The organism is Paraburkholderia sp. BGA-UO-ETr-F12 (assembly GCF_059567945.1).
Window position 1 is genome coordinate 425,765 of the sequence record NZ_JCAQOZ010000066.1, and the last position, 16,604, is coordinate 442,368.

A 16,604-nucleotide genomic window follows, 5' to 3' on the forward strand; every position below is an offset into this window, starting at 1 on the left:
GTATTTACAGGTCGAGCAGCAGGCGCGCCGGGTCTTCCAGCGCATCCTTCATGGCGACCAGCGACAGCACCGCTTCGCGACCGTCGATGATCCGGTGGTCGTACGACAGCGCCAGATAGTTCATCGGACGGATCACGATCTGGCCGTTTTCGACCACAGCGCGTTCCTTGGTGGCGTGCACGCCCAGGATAGCGGATTGCGGCGGGTTGATAATCGGGGTCGACAGCATCGAGCCGAACACACCGCCGTTCGAGATCGAGAACGTACCGCCCGTCATTTCTTCGATCGACAGCTTGCCGTCCTTGGCCTTCTGGCCGAACTCGGCAATCTTCTTCTCGATTTCAGCGAGGCTCAGCTGATCTGCGTTGCGCAGGATCGGCACCACCAGGCCACGCGGCGAACCGACCGCGATACCGATGTCGAAGTAGCCGTGATAGACGATGTCGTTACCGTCGATCGACGCGTTCACGAGCGGGAATTTCTTCAGCGCGTGAACAGCCGCCTTCACGAAGAACGACATGAAGCCCAGCTTCACGCCATGTTCCTTTTCGAACTTGTCTTTGTACTTGTTGCGCAGATCCATCACCGGCGCCATGTTCACTTCGTTGAACGTGGTCAGGATGGCGTTGGTTTGCTGCGACTCGAGCAGACGCTCGGCGATACGCGCGCGCAGACGCGACATCGGCACGCGTTGTTCCGGGCGGTCCTTCAGCCATTGGTCGGCCGAAGCGGGTGCCTTGACGTCCGGCAGCGACGGCTTTGCAGCCTTCGGTGCGGCGGCCGGTGCCGGTGCGGCCTTCGCCGCCGGTGCAGCTTGACCCGCGGTCAGCACATCACCCTTGGTGATGCGGCCGTCGCGCCCCGTGCCGGCGACGTCGCCAGCGCCCAGACCCTTCTCGGCCATCAGCTTGCCGGCGGCCGGCGAAGCAGCGGTGTTCGCACCCGTTGCGGATGCGGCCTGAGCAGCCGGAGCCGCGGCGGGAGCCGGTGCGGCTTCCGGCGCCGGCTTCACTTCGGCTTCGACAGCAGCAGCGCCTGCCTTGCCTTCGGTGTCGATCTTCGCGATCACCTGATCCGCCACGACGATGTCGCCGTCGTTCGAGATCACTTGCGCGAGCACGCCGGCCGCGGGTGCCGGCACTTCGAGCACGACCTTGTCGGTCTCGATTTCGATGAGAATTTCGTCTTGTGCAACAGCCTCGCCGGGCTTCTTCTTCCACTGCAGCATGGTGGCTTCCGAAACCGACTCGGAGAGCTGGGGAACCTTGACTTCAACAATAGCCATTATGAATATCCTGAATACGTATCGGGTGACGGCGCGATCTATGTACTCGACGACCGCCTGCGAACCTCGAATGCCGCGTGTGAACCATCAAGTCGGTCACTAAGCGCGGCACGGGAAAGCGCGCGGCGCTTTCCCGGTTCGGCTCGTGTGCTTATTTAGCGATCGACGCGCTCTTGAGGCGGCCGAAAGCGCCTTCGACCAGCGCCTTCTGCTGCTCGTAGTGCTTCGCGTAGTAGCCGACTGCCGGCGAGGCCGAAGCCGGACGGCCGCTGTATGCCAGCTTCTGCCCGTCCTTCATGCCTTCCTTCAGATGGTGCTCGATGTAGAACCACGGGCCTTGATTCTGCGGCTCGTCCTGCACCCACACCACTTCGGTCGCGTTGTCGTACTTCTTCATTTCCGCTTCGAACTGCTTATGCGCGAACGGATAGAGCTGTTCGATACGGATGATCGCGACGTCGTTCGACTTCGATTCGCGACGATGCGCCAGCAGGTCGTAGTACACGCGGCCCGAGCACACCACGACGCGCTTGACCTTCTTCGCGTCGATAGCTTCGTCGATTTCGCCGAGCACCGGCTGGAACGAGCCCTTCGCCAGTTCCGACAGATCCGACACGGCTTCCTTGTGGCGCAGCAGCGACTTCGGCGTAGCGACGATCAGCGGCTTCCTGAACAGGCGGATCATCTGACGGCGCAACAGGTGGAAAATCTGCGCCGGCGTGGTCGGCTGAACTACTTGCATGTTGTGGTCCGCGCACAGTTGCAGGAAACGTTCGATACGTGCCGACGAGTGCTCCGGACCCTGGCCTTCGTAGCCGTGCGGCAGCAGCATCGTGAGACCCGACACGCGGCCCCACTTCACTTCGCCCGACGAGATGAACTGGTCGATCACGACTTGCGCGCCGTTCACGAAGTCGCCGAACTGCGCTTCCCACGCGACGAACGTATTCGGTTCAGCGGTCGAGTAGCCGTATTCGAAGCCCAGCACCGCCTCTTCCGACAGCACCGAGTCGATCACCGTGAACTTCGCCTGACCTTCGGCGATGTTCTGCAGCGGCACATACGTGCCGTCGTTCCAGCGCTCGCGGTTCTGATCGTGCAGCACCGCGTGACGGTGCGTGAACGTACCGCGGCCCGAGTCCTGACCGGTCAGGCGCACTGCATAGCCCGATGCGACCAGCGACGCGAATGCCAGGTGTTCGCCCATGCCCCAGTCGAGCTTCGCTTCACCACGACCCATCGCGCGACGGTCGTTGATGACGCGCTCGACCAGCGGGTGCACCTTGAAGTTTTCCGGGATCGTGGTGATGCGTTCGGCGAGGCGCTTCAACTCAGCCAGCGGCACGGCCGTGTCGGCTGCATCGGTCCACTTGCGGTTCAGGAACGGAACCCAATCCACCGCGTACTTGCTCTTGTAATTCGACAGAACCGGATCGACCGTGTGGTGGCCTTCATCCATCGCCTTGCGGTAGGCCTTGACGAATTCGTCGGCTTCTTCCGCGGTGATCACGCCTTGCTGTACGAGCTTTTCAGCGTACAGTGCGCGCGTGCCCGGGTGCTTGGCGATGGTCTTGTACATCAGCGGCTGCGTGACAGCCGGCGTGTCCTGCTCGTTGTGACCCAGCTTGCGGAAGCAGACGATGTCGACCACAACGTCTTTGTGGAACTGCATCCGGAAGTCGATAGCCAGCTGCGTAGCCAGCACGACCGCTTCCGGATCGTCACCGTTCACGTGCAGCACCGGCGCCTCGATCATCTTGACGACGTCCGAGCAGTACAACGTGGAGCGCGAGTCGCGCGGGTCCGACGTCGTGAAACCGATCTGGTTGTTGATGACGATGTGCAGCGTGCCGTGCGTGCCGTAACCGCGCGTTTGCGCGAGGTTCAGCGTTTCCATCACGACGCCCTGCCCCGCGAAGGCCGCGTCGCCGTGGATCTGCACCGGCAGCACTTGCAGGCCGCTGTCGTCGCCGCGGCGATCCATACGCGCCTTGGCCGAACCTTCGACCACCGGGTTGACGATTTCGAGGTGCGACGGGTTGAACGCGAGCGACAGGTGAACCGGGCCGCCTTCGGTCGAGACGTCCGACGAGAAACCCTTGTGGTACTTCACGTCGCCGGCCGGCAGGTCGTCGACGTGCTTGCCTTCGAATTCGGCGAACAGGTCGGCGGGCATCTTGCCGAGCGTATTGACCAGCACGTTCAGACGGCCGCGGTGGGCCATGCCGATGACGATTTCCTGCACGCCGTTGGCGCCGCCGTGACGCACGACTTCGTCCATCGAGGCGATGAAGCTTTCGCCGCCTTCGAGCGAGAAGCGTTTCTGGCCGACGTACTTGGTGTGCAGGAAGCGCTCGAGGCCTTCAGCGGCCGTCAGGCGATTCAGAATGTGCTTTTTCTTTTCATTGGAGAAATTCGGCGTCGAACGGATCGACTCGAGCTTCTCTTTCCACCAGCGCTTCTGTTCCGGATCGCTGATGTACATGTACTCGGCGCCGATCGTGCCGCAATACGTGTCACGCAGAGCCTTGACGATCTCGCGCAGCGAAGCACGCTCGAATCCGAAATAGAGATTCGTGGCGCTGAACTCCTGGTCCATGTCGGCTTCGGTGAAGTCGTAGAACGCAGGTTCAAGTTCGGGGATAGCGGGACGTTCGCGGCGCTTCAGGGGATCGAGATTGGCCCATTGCGAGCCGAGGAAGCGATATGCGCCGATGAGGGACTGCACATAGACTTGCTTGCGGGAGGTAGCGAGGTCTTCGCCGCCAGTTGCCGTGCGCGGGATAAAGGCATTCGCCTTGGCCCGTTGTGCAAACGATTCGACGATCGGGCCATGGGCCACGTCGTTGGCATTGCTGCCATCCGATGCAGGAACGTTCTGCAACGCATCGAAATAGCTGCGCCAGTTCTCGGGCACTGACGCCGGATTATCGAGATACGCTTCGTACATTTCTTCTACGTACGGAGCATTGCCGCCGAACAGGTAAGAGTTCGACTGGAATTGCTTCATCATTTTTACGCTCACCTTTCTTCGAGTTTCTCGAGAAATAGCGGGTTACAGAACCTTCCGCGACACGGCCTGACCGTTTAGCGGATTGCGCGAATCAAGTCTTGCTTGGAAGGACCTAAAACTTTGCACCCGGGGAGCATATCACAGAACGGATAGTGCAGATAGCAGACGGATTGCCGCTCAAGCCCGTGGCGACGGGCTTTCGGCGGCATTATCAGCGCCCGCAATAGTCTTCTGCAGGAAACGGGGACAAACGCCGCAAACAGGCATTCAATGGCGAGCAACTGCGCCTAACGCCGGATGAGCGCCAAAAGGGGACCAAAAGGAGTGCCAGAAACGGCAAAAGCCACCCGGAGGTGGCTTTTGCCTGACAGCGAGGCGCTTACCCGAGGGCAACGCCGGTGCTGATTTAGTCCACTGCGCCCTTACGGCTGGCGCTGCGGCGCTCGTGCTCCTTCAGGTAACGCTTGCGCAGACGGATGGATTGCGGCGTGACTTCGACGAGTTCGTCGTCGTCGATGAATTCGACCGCGTATTCCAGCGACATCTGGATCGGCGGCACGAGGCGCACCGCTTCGTCCGTACCCGACGAACGCACGTTGGTCAGTTGCTTACCCTTGATCGGGTTCACGACCAGATCGTTGTCGCGGCTGTGAATGCCGATGATCATGCCCTCGTACAGCGGCTCGCCCGGCGACACGAACATGCGGCCGCGATCCTGCAGCTTCCACAGTGCGTACGCAACTGCGGCGCCGTCGTCCTGCGAAATCAGCACGCCGTTGCGACGCTCGCCCACCGCGCCTTCCTTGACCGGCTGATACGAATCGAACGTGTGGCTCATCAGGCCCGTGCCGCGCGTGAGCGTGAGGAATTCCGACTGGAAGCCGATCAGGCCACGCGCCGAAATACGGTACTCGAGACGCGTACGGCCACGGCCGTCCGACGCCATGTCGAGCATTTCGCCCTTGCGGCGGCCCAGCTCTTCCATCACGCCGCCCTGGTGGGCGTCTTCCATGTCGACCGTCAGGTTTTCGTACGGCTCGTGCTTCACGCCGTCGATTTCCTGCATCACCACGCGCGGACGCGACACGGCCAGCTCGTAGCCTTCGCGACGCATGTTTTCCACCAGAATCGTCAGGTGCAGTTCGCCGCGGCCCGCCACTTCGAACGTCGTTTCGTCGCCGGTTTCTTTCACGCGCAGCGCGACGTTGTGGTTCAACTCCTTCATCAGGCGGTCGCGAATCTGACGGCTCGTGACGAACTTGCCTTCGCGGCCGGCCAGCGGCGACGAATTGACGAGGAAGTTCATGGTCAGCGTCGGTTCGTCGACGGTGATCATCGGCAGCGCTTCAGGTTGCTCCGGCGCGCAGATGGTCACGCCGATACCGATTTCTTCGATACCGTTGATCAGCACGATGTCGCCAGCCTCAGCCGACTCGACCTGCACGCGCTCAAGCCCCTTGAACGACAGGACCTGATTGATCTTGCGGTTCAGGATCGCGCCATCGGGACCCGAACGCACGGCCACCGCCATGCCAGGCTTGATGCGGCCGCGCGTGATACGGCCCACGCCGATACGGCCGACGTACGACGAATAGTCAAGCGAGGTGATTTGCAACTGCAGCGGCGCTTCCGGATCGGCATCGCGCACCGGCACGTGCTTCAGCACGGCTTCGAACAGCGGGCGCATGTCGCCTTCGCGCACATCGGGCGTGAGGCCGGCGTAACCGTTCAGGCCCGATGCGTAGACGATCGGGAAATCGAGTTGTTCGTCGGTTGCGCCCAGCTTGTCGAACAGGTCGAACGTCTGGTTGATCACCCAGTCGATACGCGCGCCCGGACGGTCCACCTTGTTGATCACGACGATCGGCTTGAGGCCGAGCGCCAGCGCCTTCTTGGTCACGAAGCGCGTTTGCGGCATCGGGCCTTCGACTGCGTCGACCAGCAACAGCACCGAGTCGACCATCGACAGCACGCGCTCCACTTCACCGCCGAAGTCGGCGTGGCCCGGGGTGTCGACGATGTTGATGTGGGTGCCTTCGTACTCGACCGCGCAGTTCTTCGAAAGGATCGTGATGCCACGCTCCTTTTCGATGTCGTTCGAGTCCATCACGCGCTCAGCGATCTGCTGGTTGTCACGGAACGTGGCGGTCTGGCGGAGGAGCTGGTCGACGAGCGTGGTCTTGCCGTGGTCGACGTGGGCAATGATGGCGATGTTGCGTAGGGCGCGAGTCATAGGAACCTGGAGACAGTTGAGTGCGCCAGCAGCAGCATTGTGTACGAAGCCAACAAAGCCCAAAGCGCACTTTTGGGAACCCAACATTATAGCACGGGCAAATGAAGCTATCTCGTTTTCCCTGATTGCCGGCGCGCCTCCCCGCATCCGCATGCGAGAAACAACCTCATCGCCCGTTCGCTATCCCTACGCAAAACCGCGAGGATTATCCCTTGAGCAGGGAAAGTTCCTTGCCTAAGCTGCAATAACACTTGCCGCGTCAATCAACCGCCCCCTATAATCCTGCCTAGTCAACCATTGCATTCGCACGAGAATCATGCCGGATCCGTCCCTAACGCCTGACCCGATTGTCAGCGAATACCAGCTGGGCGAAAGCGTCGGCTATCTGCTCTCGCGGGTGAAATCGACCATGTCGAACCTGGTCACCCAGCGCAGCATGACGGAGCTGGGCATTACCAGTCAGCAAGGCAGCATCCTGTTCATGGTGGCGAGCGGCAAGTGTCTGCTGGCCGCCGAATTGGCACGGGAATACGGCATAGATGCCAGCGCTGTCACGCGTCTGGTGGATCGTCTGGAGAAGCGCGGGCTGCTCACGCGCGTGCGCAGCAACGAAGACCGGCGGGTTGTCCGGCTCGCGTTGACACCGGAAGGCCACGCCATCGCCGCGAAAATGCCGGCCATTTTCAACGGCGTGCTGGACAGCCTGCTAAACGGCTTTACCGCCGAAGAAGTGGGCTTTCTGAAGAGCATGCTGCGCCGCGTGCTCATCAACTCCGGCGAACAACCACCGGGACTAACCCGTGATGCAGCAAGCAATTTTGACAGCAAATCGTAATAAATTGCTTGCAGTGTCCATCATTACATTCCACTCAATGAGTCGAGCGATGAAATCCCTTTCCCTGTCCGCGCCCGCGCTTTCGAGCCGGGCCGCTGTCGCCGCCGCGGTGACAGCGCTCGCCCTCACGGGGTGCGCGAACTACTTCGGCGTGAAGAGCGACAAGCAGATCTCGTCGCCGGCTCAGTACGAGTCCGCCCAGAGTCTGCCCGGCCAGGGCGGCCAGTGGCCGTCGCTCGACTGGGCCAACCAGTTCGGCGACCCGCAGTTGCCCAAACTGATCGCGGAGGCGCTGGAAGGCAGCCCTTCGATCGCGCAGGCGCAGGCTCGCCTCGCCAAGGCTTCGTCGTACATTGAAAGCTCGCGCTCGGCGCTGTACCCGAAGGTCAACGGCAGCTATTCGTGGACTCGCGAACTGTTCTCGGGCAACGCGCTCTACCCGCCTCCGTACGGCGGCACCTGGTATAGCGAGAACAACGTGCTGGCGAGCGCGTCATGGGATCTGGACCTGTGGGGCAAGAACCGCCAGCGTCTGGGTCAGGCCGTGTCGCAGGAAAAGGCCGCGCAAGCCGATATGCAGCAGGCGCGCGTAACGCTTGCCGCCTCCGTGGCGAGCACCTACAACCAGCTTGCCCAGTTGTACGCATTCCGCGACATCGCCGCGCGCGAAATCGCCAACCGGCAGGATATCGGCCGCATCACCAACGGCCGCGTCAGCGCCGGCCTCGACACCAACGTCGAACGGCAAACCGCGAACGGCAACATCGCGACCAGTCAGGCGAATTTGACCGACCTCGACGGTCAGATCACCGTGGTGCGCTATCAGTTGGGCGCGCTGCTCGGCAAGGGTCCGGATCGTGGCCTGCAGATCGCCAAGCCGGTGCTGACCGCCGGCGACACGGTCGCATTGCCGAACAACCTGCCGGCCGACCTCGTGGCGCGCCGCGCGGACATCGTCGCCGCGCGCTGGCAGGTGGAAGCCGCGATGCACGACGTGAAGGAAGCAAAAGCCGAATTCTTCCCGGACATCAACCTCGCCGCCGGCGTGGGTTTCGACGCGTTCGGCTGGGGTCGCTTCCTTAAGTCGGGCAGCCGCCAGATGCAATTAGGCCCGGCGATTCACCTGCCGATCTTCGACGCCGGCGCGCTGCGTTCGCAGTTGAAGGGCCGCTACGCCGACTTCGACCTGGACGTGGCGAACTACAACCAGACGCTGATCAGTGCCCTATCGGATGTCGCGACGCAAGTGTCGTCGATCCGTTCGATCGACCAGCAATCGGGCGATGCCCAGCGCGCGCTCGACGCGTCGACCAAGGCCTATCAGTTGGCAGTGATCCGCTACAAGGCAGGTTTGTCGCCGCAGTTGCAGGTGCTGACCGCCGACCAGAACCGTTTGAGCGCCGAACAGACAGTGACGGGCCTGAAGATGCGCCGCCGCGATATGCAGATCAGCCTCATCAAGGCGCTCGGCGGCGGGTTCGACGCAACGCAGACCGGCCTCGTGGTGCCGACCGATGCTCCGGCATCGGCCGCCGCGGCATCATCCGCCGCCACGACCGCAGCTGCAAACTGAAGCCGCACCGCCGCAGACCACACCCGCACGAACATCCGAATAAACGACGACGCTTGAGAGAACCCGGAGCACATCAATGAGCACCACCCAACAGCCCGCGGCTACTACCCAGCCGGCTCAATCGGCCCCGCAGCCGACACAGCAACCGGCCCAACCGCCGGCGAACAACGGCAAGCGCAAGCGCATGATGACGCTGCTCGTCATCGTGATCCTGATCGCCGCAGTCGCCTACGGCCTTTACTACTTCCTCGACGCACGCTTCCATGAAGACACCGACGACGCGTACGTGAACGGCAACGTCGTGCAGATCACGCCGCAAGTCACCGGCACGGTGATCGCGGTGAACGCGGACGACACGCAAACCGTGAAGGCCGGCGACCCGCTCGTCGTGCTCGATCCGGCCGACGCGCGCGTCGCGCTCGAACAGGCCGAAGCGAATCTCGCGCAGACAGTGCGCCAGGTGCGCGGCCTGTTCGCCGACGACAATCAGTACCAGGCGCAGGTTGCTCAACGCCAGGCCGATCTGTCGCGCGCCCAGGACGACCTGAAGCGCCGCCTGACGGTGGCGCAAACCGGCGCTGTGTCGGCGGAAGAAATCTCGCACGCCCGCGACGCCGTGAAGAGCGCGCAAGCCGCCGTCGATGCCGCCGAGCAGCAACTGGCATCGAACCGCGCGCTGACCGCCAATACCACGATCGCGAATCACCCGAACGTGCAGGCCGCCGCCGCGAAGGTCCGCGACGCGTACCTGAACAATGCGCGTAACAACCTGCCGGCGCCGGTCACCGGCTACGTCGCGAAGCGCTCGGTGCAGGTCGGCCAGCGCGTTTCGCCGGGCACCCCGCTGATGGCCATCGTGCCGCTGGGCGGCGTATGGGTCGATGCGAACTTCAAGGAAGTGCAACTGAAGCACATGCGCATCGGTCAGCCGGTCGAGTTGACGGCCGACGTGTACGGTTCGTCCGTGGTGTACCACGGCAAGGTGGTCGGCTTCTCGGCGGGTACCGGTTCGGCGTTCTCGCTGCTGCCCGCGCAGAACGCAACCGGCAACTGGATCAAGGTGGTGCAGCGTCTGCCGGTGCGGATCGCGCTCGATCCGCAGGAACTTGAAAAGCATCCGCTGCGTATCGGCCTGTCGATGCAAGCCGACGTGAGCATCAAGGACGATCAGGGTGGCCAGCTCGGCCAGGCGCCGAACACGGTCTATCAGACCAATGTGTTCGACAAGTACGGCGACCAGGCTGACGCTGAAATCGCCCGCATCATTGCGGAAAACGCAGGTCCGAACGGCGGCTCGCAAAAATCGCTTCAAAGCAGCGGAGCCACCCGGCCCGCTGCGAAGATGATGTAAGCGGCGCGACGATTCCTAGAAGGCTTTTTAATGGCTCAGGCTCAGGCGCAAGTCCCTCATCCGCCGCTCGAGGGCGCGCAACTGGTGATCGGCACCATCGCGGTGTCGCTCGCCGTGTTCATGAACGTGCTCGACACGTCGATTGCGAACGTGTCGATCCCCTCCATTTCGGGCGACCTCGGTGTGTCGTCCGACCAGGGGACGTGGGTGATCACGTCGTTCGCGGTGGCGAACGCGATCTCCGTGCCGCTGACCGGCTGGCTCACCGACCGTATCGGCCAGGTGCGCCTGTTCATGGCGTCGATCATTCTGTTCGTGATCTCGTCATGGATGTGCGGCCTCGCGCCCACCCTGCCGTTCCTGCTGGCCTCGCGCGTGCTGCAAGGCGCCGTGGCCGGCCCGATGATTCCGCTGTCGCAAACGCTGCTGCTCGCCAGCTATCCACGCGCCAAGGCGCCGATGGCGCTGTCGATGTGGGCCATGACCACGCTGATCGCGCCGGTGGCCGGGCCGATTCTCGGCGGCTGGATCTCGGACAATATCTCGTGGCCGTGGATTTTTTACGTCAATATTCCTGTCGGCGCGATTGCCGCCGTCGCGACGTGGACGATCTTCCGCAACCGCGATTCAGTCGTCAAAAAGGCGCCGATCGACGGCGTCGGTCTCGGCCTGCTGATCCTCTGGGTCGGCTCGTTGCAGATCATGCTCGACAAGGGCAAGGACCTCGACTGGTTCTCGTCGACCACGATCGTCGTGCTGGCGCTGGTTGCGGTGATCGCTCTCGCCTTCTTCATTGTGTGGGAATTGACGGCCGAGCATCCGGTGGTCGATCTGTCGCTCTTCAGCCGGCGCAATTTCACGAGTGGCACGGTTGCGTTGTCGATTGGCTACGGGCTCTACTTCGGCAACCTCGTGTTGCTGCCATTGTGGCTGCAAACCAATATCGGCTACACCGCCACCGAAGCGGGCCTCGTGATGGCGCCGGTCGGCCTGTTCGCCGTGCTGCTGTCGCCGATCACCGGCAAGGTGTTGCCGCGTACCGATCCGCGCTATATCGCGACCTTGTCGTTCCTGGTGTTTGCGCTGTGCTTCTGGATGCGCTCACGTTATACGACCGGCGTCGATACCTATTCGCTTCTGTTGCCGACTCTGATTCAGGGGATCGGCATGGCCGGGTTCTTCATCCCGCTCGTGTCTATCACGTTGTCGGGCTTGCCGGGCAACCGGATTCCGGCGGCCTCGGGCTTGTCGAATTTTGTGCGGATCATGTGCGGCGGTATCGGCACGTCGATTTTCCAGACCGCGTGGGATCACCGCACCATCATGCATCACGCGCAACTGGCCGAGCAGGCCAGCGTGTACAACCCGGTGTTCGATCAGTCGATCCGGCAGATGGGCGCGGCGGGCTTCAGTCAGCCGCAGGCGTATGGTCTGTTCAATACGATGGCCACGCAGCAGGCCGCACAGTTGGGCGTGAATGATCTGTTCTTCGTGTCGGCGGGGATTTTCGTCGCGCTGATCGCGCTGATCTGGATGGCCAGGCCGGAACGCGCCGGCGGCGATGCGGGTGCTGCGGCAGCGGCGGCGCATTGAGGGTTTAGCGTCTTTCGTCTGTAGCAACCGATGATGTGAAAAAAGGCGGGACCGCTTAATAGCGGTCCCGCCTTTTTATTTGCCAGGTTCGTCTCTTCGCAGGCCAATTGGCGAGCTAACGGGCTAGCGGGCTAGCTCTCCGTGGTGACGACGAGCCGCTCGGGCGCCAATACGCCCTCGCCTTGCTTCGCGACGCCTAGCAGGCGGCCTTCTTCTGCATAGACGCGTACACGTGGCGCGTTCACAGCCTCGCCGGTAATGGTCAACTCGGAGAGCTTCAGACGCTGACCGTGCAGGAAACGGCGGGTTGCGTCCTCGTTCAGGGTGACGGGCGGGAACGTGGACAACAATGCATCGACGGGCTGCAGCCACGCATCACGCTCGCTCTCCGTCGCGTCGGACAATGCGTCGAGCGTCACCGAATTCTGCAGCGTCAGTGCGCCGACGCCGGTACGCCGCAGTGCGACCAGATGCGCACCACAACCGAGCGCCTCACCGATATCCTCGGCAAGCGTGCGAACATACGTGCCCTTACTGCACGTCACGCGAAACGTCACGTCGGGCAAAGTACACGCCAGCATGTCGAGCGCGTGAATCGTCACCTGACGCCCTTCCCGCTCGACCGTCTGACCGGCGCGCGCGTATTCGTACAGCGGCTTGCCATCGCGCTTGAGCGCCGAATACATCGGCGGGACCTGAACGATGTCGCCGAGAAATTTTTGCATCGCCACCTGGACCGTCGCCTGATCGCAGGTCACGTCGCGCGTGTCGATCGGCTCGCCTTCGGCGTCGCCCGTGGTCGTGCGGATACCGAGGCGCATGGTCGCCTCATAAGTCTTGTCGGCTTCGAGCAGATCTTGCGAAAACTTGGTGGCTTCGCCGAAGCACAGCGGCAAAAGACCCGTGGCAAGTGGATCAAGCGTGCCAGTGTGGCCCGCCTTTTTGGCCAGATAAAGACGCTTCGCGCGAATCAGCGCGTCGTTGCTCGACAGGCCGAGCGGCTTGTCGAGCAGCAGCACGCCGTCGAGCGCGCGACGCGGCACGCGGGGGCGTTGAGGTGCGGTCATGTCAGAAAGACAGGGTCTTCGAAGTGTACGGAAACAGCGCTAAACAAGCAGCGGCTGAGGTATTGCAATTGAAGCACTGCAACGGCTCAGTCTTCTTTCGCGCGATTGGCGTTTGCCTCGTCGATCAGACGGGACATTTCAACGGCCCGTTCGATCGTCTGATCGTAATGGAAATGCAGCGTCGGCACGGTATGGATGTGCAGGCGCTTGAACAGCTGATTGTGCAGATGGCCGGCCGCGTGCTGGAGCGCTTCGAGCGTTTGTTGCGGGTCGCCGGTCAGCGTCGTGAAGTAGACCTTCGCGTGCGCGTAGTCGGGCGTCAGCTCAACGCTTTGAATCGTGACGAGGCCGATGCGCGGATCCTTGACCTCGCGCAGCAACTCGGACAGGTCGCGCTGGATCTGATCGGCGATCTGCACGTTGCGATTGGGAGAAGAACGTTTTTTAGGCATGGTGTTTGTGATCCGTTCAGACGGATGCAAAAAAGTTGTTCGTGCGCGCCGTGGCGATTGTTGCCAGGCTTGTTACCCGGCGACGGCGATGAAGCGGCGCGATAGTGGCGGCAAACCACTCTCGTAGCACGTTACGCGACAAAATGCGCGGGCCCAAAAACAACGGGCGGAGCGGGCGCTTAAGCCCGCTCCGCCCGTTGAGCCAATGCCGCGTGAATTACAGCGTACGCGCGACTTCGGTAACCTCGAAGACTTCGAACTGATCGCCTTCGACGATATCGTTGAAGTTCTTGATCGACATACCGCACTCGAAGCCCTGACGGACTTCCTTGACGTCGTCCTTGAAGCGCTTGAGCGAATCGAGCTCGCCCGTGAAGATGACGACGTTGTTGCGCAGCACGCGCACCGACGAGGAGCGCTTGACGAAACCGTCCGTGACCATACAGCCGGCCACCGCGCCGATCTTCGGTACCTTGAAGACTTGGCGCACTTCGACCGTACCCGTCACGATTTCGCGCTTCTCAGGTGCCAGCATGCCCGACATCGCGGCCTTCACTTCATCTACTGCGTCATAGATGATGTTGTAGTAGCGAATATCGACGCCGTTGGCTTCCGCCAGCTTGCGCGCCTGTGCGTCCGCACGGGTGTTGAAGCCGATGATGACCGCCTTCGAAGCCGTAGCCAGGTTGACGTCCGACTCGCTGATGCCACCCACGGCACCGTGCACGATCTGCACGCGGACTTCGTCGGTCGACAGCTTGAGCAGCGACTGCACCAGCGCTTCCTGCGAACCTTGCACGTCGGCCTTGACGATGAGCGGCATGTACGCCACTTCGCCTTCGCCCATCTGTTCCAGCATGTTCTCGAGCTTCGCGGCCTGTTGCTTGGCCAGCTTGACGTCGCGGAACTTGCCTTGACGGAACAACGCGACTTCACGCGCCTTGCGGTCGTCCGGCATGACGATCATTTCTTCGCCAGCTTGCGGGACTTCCGACAGACCCTGAATCTCAACCGGGATCGACGGGCCTGCCGACTTGGTCGGCTTGCCGGTTTCGTCGAGCATGGCTCGCACGCGCCCGTAAGCGCTACCTGCCAGCACCACGTCACCACGGTTCAGCGTACCCGACTGGACCAGGATCGTTGCGACCGGCCCCTTACCCTTATCGAGCTTCGCTTCAATGACGAGACCCTTGGCCGGCGCTTCGACCGGTGCCTTCAGTTCCAGCACTTCGGCTTGCAGCAACACGTTTTCCAGCAGTTCGTCGATACCCGTACCGGTTTTCGCCGACACCGACACGAACGGCGAATCGCCACCGTATTCTTCCGGCACGACGCCTTCGGCGACGAGTTCCTGCTTGACGCGCTCAGGATTCGCATCCGGCTTGTCGATCTTGTTGATCGCGACGACGAGCGGCACGCCGCCAGCCTTCGCGTGGGCGATCGCTTCCTTCGTTTGCGGCATCACGCCGTCGTCGGCTGCGACCACCAGAATCACGATGTCGGTTGCCTTCGCACCGCGAGCACGCATGGCCGTAAATGCCTCGTGGCCCGGCGTATCGAGGAACGTGATAACGCCGCGCGGCGTTTCAACGTGATAGGCGCCGATGTGCTGCGTAATCCCGCCCGCTTCACCCGCGGCCACCTTGGCGCGGCGGACGTAGTCGAGCAGCGAGGTCTTGCCGTGGTCGACGTGACCCATGACCGTGACGACCGGCGGACGCGGCAGTGCTTCCGCATCCGTGATTTCGCCTTCGACCAGCATGGCTTCCGGATCGTCCAGTTTGGCCGCAACCGCGTGGTGGCCCAGTTCCTCGACGATGATCATCGCCGTTTCCTGGTCCAGCATCTGGTTGATCGTGACCATCTGGCCAAGCTTCATCATCGACTTGATGACTTCCGATGCCTTCACCGCCATCTTGTGCGCCAGATCGGCGACCGTGATGGTTTCCGGCACGTGCACTTCGCGCACGATCGGTTCGGTCGGCGCCTGGAATGTGGTGTTCTGATCCTGATGCTTGCCGCGACCCTTCGGGCCACCGCGCCAGCCACGATCGACACCGCCGCTCGTATCGCCACGCGTCTTGATACCGCGGCGCTTTGCTGCGTCGTCCTGCCAGCCGCCCTTGCCACCGCCCGGCTTCTTCTTGTCGCCAGCCGACGGCGTGGTCGTTGCAGCCGGAGCCGCTGCAGTAGCCGGCTTCCTGGCTGCCGGACGCGCCGGTGCTTCACCCGCCGGACGTGCCGGCTTGTGCAGCGTGCCCTTGGCTTCCGCGGCCTTGGCCGGCTCGGCGGGCTTCGGTGCCGGTTCCGGCGCCTTGACCTGCGCCTTGCGCGGCGTGTTCATCATTTCGCGAATGGCTCGCGCTTCGGCTTCCGCCGCTGCCCGGCGCTTGCTGACTTCTTCCTGCTCGGCGCGCGTTTTCTCGGCGGCCTGACGCGCTGCGTCTTCCGCTTTCTTCGCCGCTTCGCGTTGCGCCGCGCGTTCTGCCGCAGCGCGCTCGTCGTCCTGCTCGCTTTCCTTGGCAACCGCCGGTTCCGCAGCCTTGGCCGCGACCGGTTCAGCCTTCGCGGCAGCTGCCGGCTGGGCAACCTGCGCCGACTTCGCCGTCTGAGCCTGCTCGCGAGCCGCAGCTTCGGCCGCAGCCGCAGCTGCAGCGCGCTTCTTCGCCGCTTCTTCTTCCGCACGACGGCGCTCGGCTTCAGCAGCCTGCTCGCGCGCCTGACGTTCAGCTTCTTCGCGCTCGAGTTGTTCCTGACGCGCCTTCAACTCCTGAGCCTGCTTTTCGAGCAGCTCGGCTTCGTGACGAGCTTCCTCTTCACGGCGCTGGAGTTCGAGATCGTCGACGTCGGCCTCGGCCACATGATTCGATGCATCGCCGCCTTCAGCGGCGGATTCGTCCCTGCGGACGAAAGTGCGCTTCTTACGCACCTCGACCTGAATGGTGCGAGCTTTGCCCGTCGCGTCGGATTGCTTGATCTCCGACGTATGCCGCTTCGTCAGCGTGATCTTGCGCTTGTCTGCATCAGTCGAGCCGTGAGACTTGCGCAAGTGGTCGAGCAGACGCGCCTTGTCCGTTTCGGACAAGCTGTCGTCTTCGCTCGCTTTGGTGACGCCTGCTGCCTGCAGCTGCTCAAGGAGCACGCCTGCTGGCATTTTCAGTTCCGCGGCAAATTGGGCTACGTTGTTACTCGCCATTCATTC

General features: G+C 62.5%; 10 protein-coding genes. 4 read left to right on the forward strand and 6 right to left on the reverse strand.

Annotation, left to right across the window (positions count from 1 at the left end; all coding sequences use genetic code 11):
• Positions 1-4: 4 nt before the first annotated feature.
• The 3 genes from odhB to typA form a co-directional block, all read right to left on the reverse strand.
• Positions 5-1,285 carry a 2-oxoglutarate dehydrogenase complex dihydrolipoyllysine-residue succinyltransferase gene (gene odhB, locus AC57B6_RS35525; RefSeq protein ID WP_030102704.1) on the reverse strand — a complete coding sequence of 427 codons (1,281 nt, stop codon included), beginning with the start codon at positions 1,283-1,285 and terminating at the stop codon, positions 5-7.
• 151 nt (positions 1,286-1,436) lie between these two features.
• On the reverse strand, positions 1,437-4,298 hold the full coding sequence (locus tag AC57B6_RS35530) for a 2-oxoglutarate dehydrogenase E1 component (RefSeq protein ID WP_028199728.1): 2,862 nt from the start codon (positions 4,296-4,298) through the stop codon (positions 1,437-1,439).
• 406 nt (positions 4,299-4,704) lie between these two features.
• Positions 4,705-6,531, reverse strand: coding sequence for a translational GTPase TypA (typA, locus tag AC57B6_RS35535; protein WP_028199729.1), 1,827 nt, complete (start codon positions 6,529-6,531; stop codon positions 4,705-4,707).
• A gap of 316 nt (positions 6,532-6,847) precedes the next feature.
• Here typA and AC57B6_RS35540 point away from each other — a divergent pair, with 316 nt between their 5' ends.
• From AC57B6_RS35540 to AC57B6_RS35555, 4 genes are all read left to right on the forward strand, one after another.
• Complete coding sequence (locus tag AC57B6_RS35540) at positions 6,848-7,366, forward strand: MarR family winged helix-turn-helix transcriptional regulator (RefSeq protein WP_028199730.1); 519 nt, start codon at positions 6,848-6,850, stop codon at positions 7,364-7,366.
• Between the two features lie 49 nt (positions 7,367-7,415).
• A complete protein-coding gene (locus tag AC57B6_RS35545) occupies positions 7,416-8,939 on the forward strand; it encodes an efflux transporter outer membrane subunit (RefSeq protein ID WP_496423070.1) in 1,524 nt (507 codons plus the stop codon).
• 76 nt (positions 8,940-9,015) lie between these two features.
• A complete protein-coding gene (locus AC57B6_RS35550) occupies positions 9,016-10,290 on the forward strand; it encodes an EmrA/EmrK family multidrug efflux transporter periplasmic adaptor subunit (protein WP_082094252.1) in 1,275 nt (424 codons plus the stop codon).
• Positions 10,291-10,320: 30 nt separating this feature from the next.
• Positions 10,321-11,883 (forward strand): DHA2 family efflux MFS transporter permease subunit, encoded by a 1,563-nt coding sequence (locus tag AC57B6_RS35555; protein WP_028199733.1) that lies wholly within the window; start codon positions 10,321-10,323, stop codon positions 11,881-11,883.
• Between the two features lie 131 nt (positions 11,884-12,014).
• Here AC57B6_RS35555 and truB read toward each other — a convergent pair whose 3' ends face one another.
• The 3 genes from truB to infB all read right to left on the reverse strand — a co-directional run bounded on the left by truB (position 12,015) and on the right by infB (position 16,598).
• On the reverse strand, positions 12,015-12,950 hold the full coding sequence (gene truB / locus AC57B6_RS35560; protein WP_178368644.1) for a tRNA pseudouridine(55) synthase TruB: 936 nt from the start codon (positions 12,948-12,950) through the stop codon (positions 12,015-12,017).
• 86 nt (positions 12,951-13,036) lie between these two features.
• Positions 13,037-13,402: a 30S ribosome-binding factor RbfA gene (gene rbfA, locus AC57B6_RS35565; RefSeq protein ID WP_028199735.1), complete on the reverse strand. Its 366-nt coding sequence runs from the start codon at positions 13,400-13,402 to the stop codon at positions 13,037-13,039.
• 217 nt (positions 13,403-13,619) lie between these two features.
• Positions 13,620-16,598, reverse strand: a complete 2,979-nt coding sequence (gene infB / locus AC57B6_RS35570; protein ID WP_496423071.1) for a translation initiation factor IF-2 — start codon at positions 16,596-16,598, stop codon at positions 13,620-13,622.
• Positions 16,599-16,604 lie beyond the last annotated feature (6 nt).

Excerpts from the sequence above, each read along its gene's own strand:
- rbfA (WP_028199735.1), bottom strand. The coding sequence starts at position 13,402 with ATGCCTAAAAAACGTTCTTCTCCCAATCGCAACGTGCAGATCGCCGAT.
- AC57B6_RS35530 (WP_028199728.1), bottom strand. The coding sequence starts at position 4,298 with ATGATGAAGCAATTCCAGTCGAACTCTTACCTGTTCGGCGGCAATGCT.
- AC57B6_RS35555 (WP_028199733.1), top strand. The coding sequence starts at position 10,321 with ATGGCTCAGGCTCAGGCGCAAGTCCCTCATCCGCCGCTCGAGGGCGCG.
- AC57B6_RS35550 (WP_082094252.1), top strand. The coding sequence starts at position 9,016 with ATGAGCACCACCCAACAGCCCGCGGCTACTACCCAGCCGGCTCAATCG.
- AC57B6_RS35540 (WP_028199730.1), top strand. The coding sequence starts at position 6,848 with ATGCCGGATCCGTCCCTAACGCCTGACCCGATTGTCAGCGAATACCAG.
- typA (WP_028199729.1), bottom strand. The coding sequence starts at position 6,531 with ATGACTCGCGCCCTACGCAACATCGCCATCATTGCCCACGTCGACCAC.
- truB (WP_178368644.1), bottom strand. The coding sequence starts at position 12,950 with ATGACCGCACCTCAACGCCCCCGCGTGCCGCGTCGCGCGCTCGACGGC.
- odhB (WP_030102704.1), bottom strand. The coding sequence starts at position 1,285 with ATGGCTATTGTTGAAGTCAAGGTTCCCCAGCTCTCCGAGTCGGTTTCG.
- AC57B6_RS35545 (WP_496423070.1), top strand. The coding sequence starts at position 7,416 with ATGAAATCCCTTTCCCTGTCCGCGCCCGCGCTTTCGAGCCGGGCCGCT.
- infB (WP_496423071.1), bottom strand. The coding sequence starts at position 16,598 with ATGGCGAGTAACAACGTAGCCCAATTTGCCGCGGAACTGAAAATGCCA.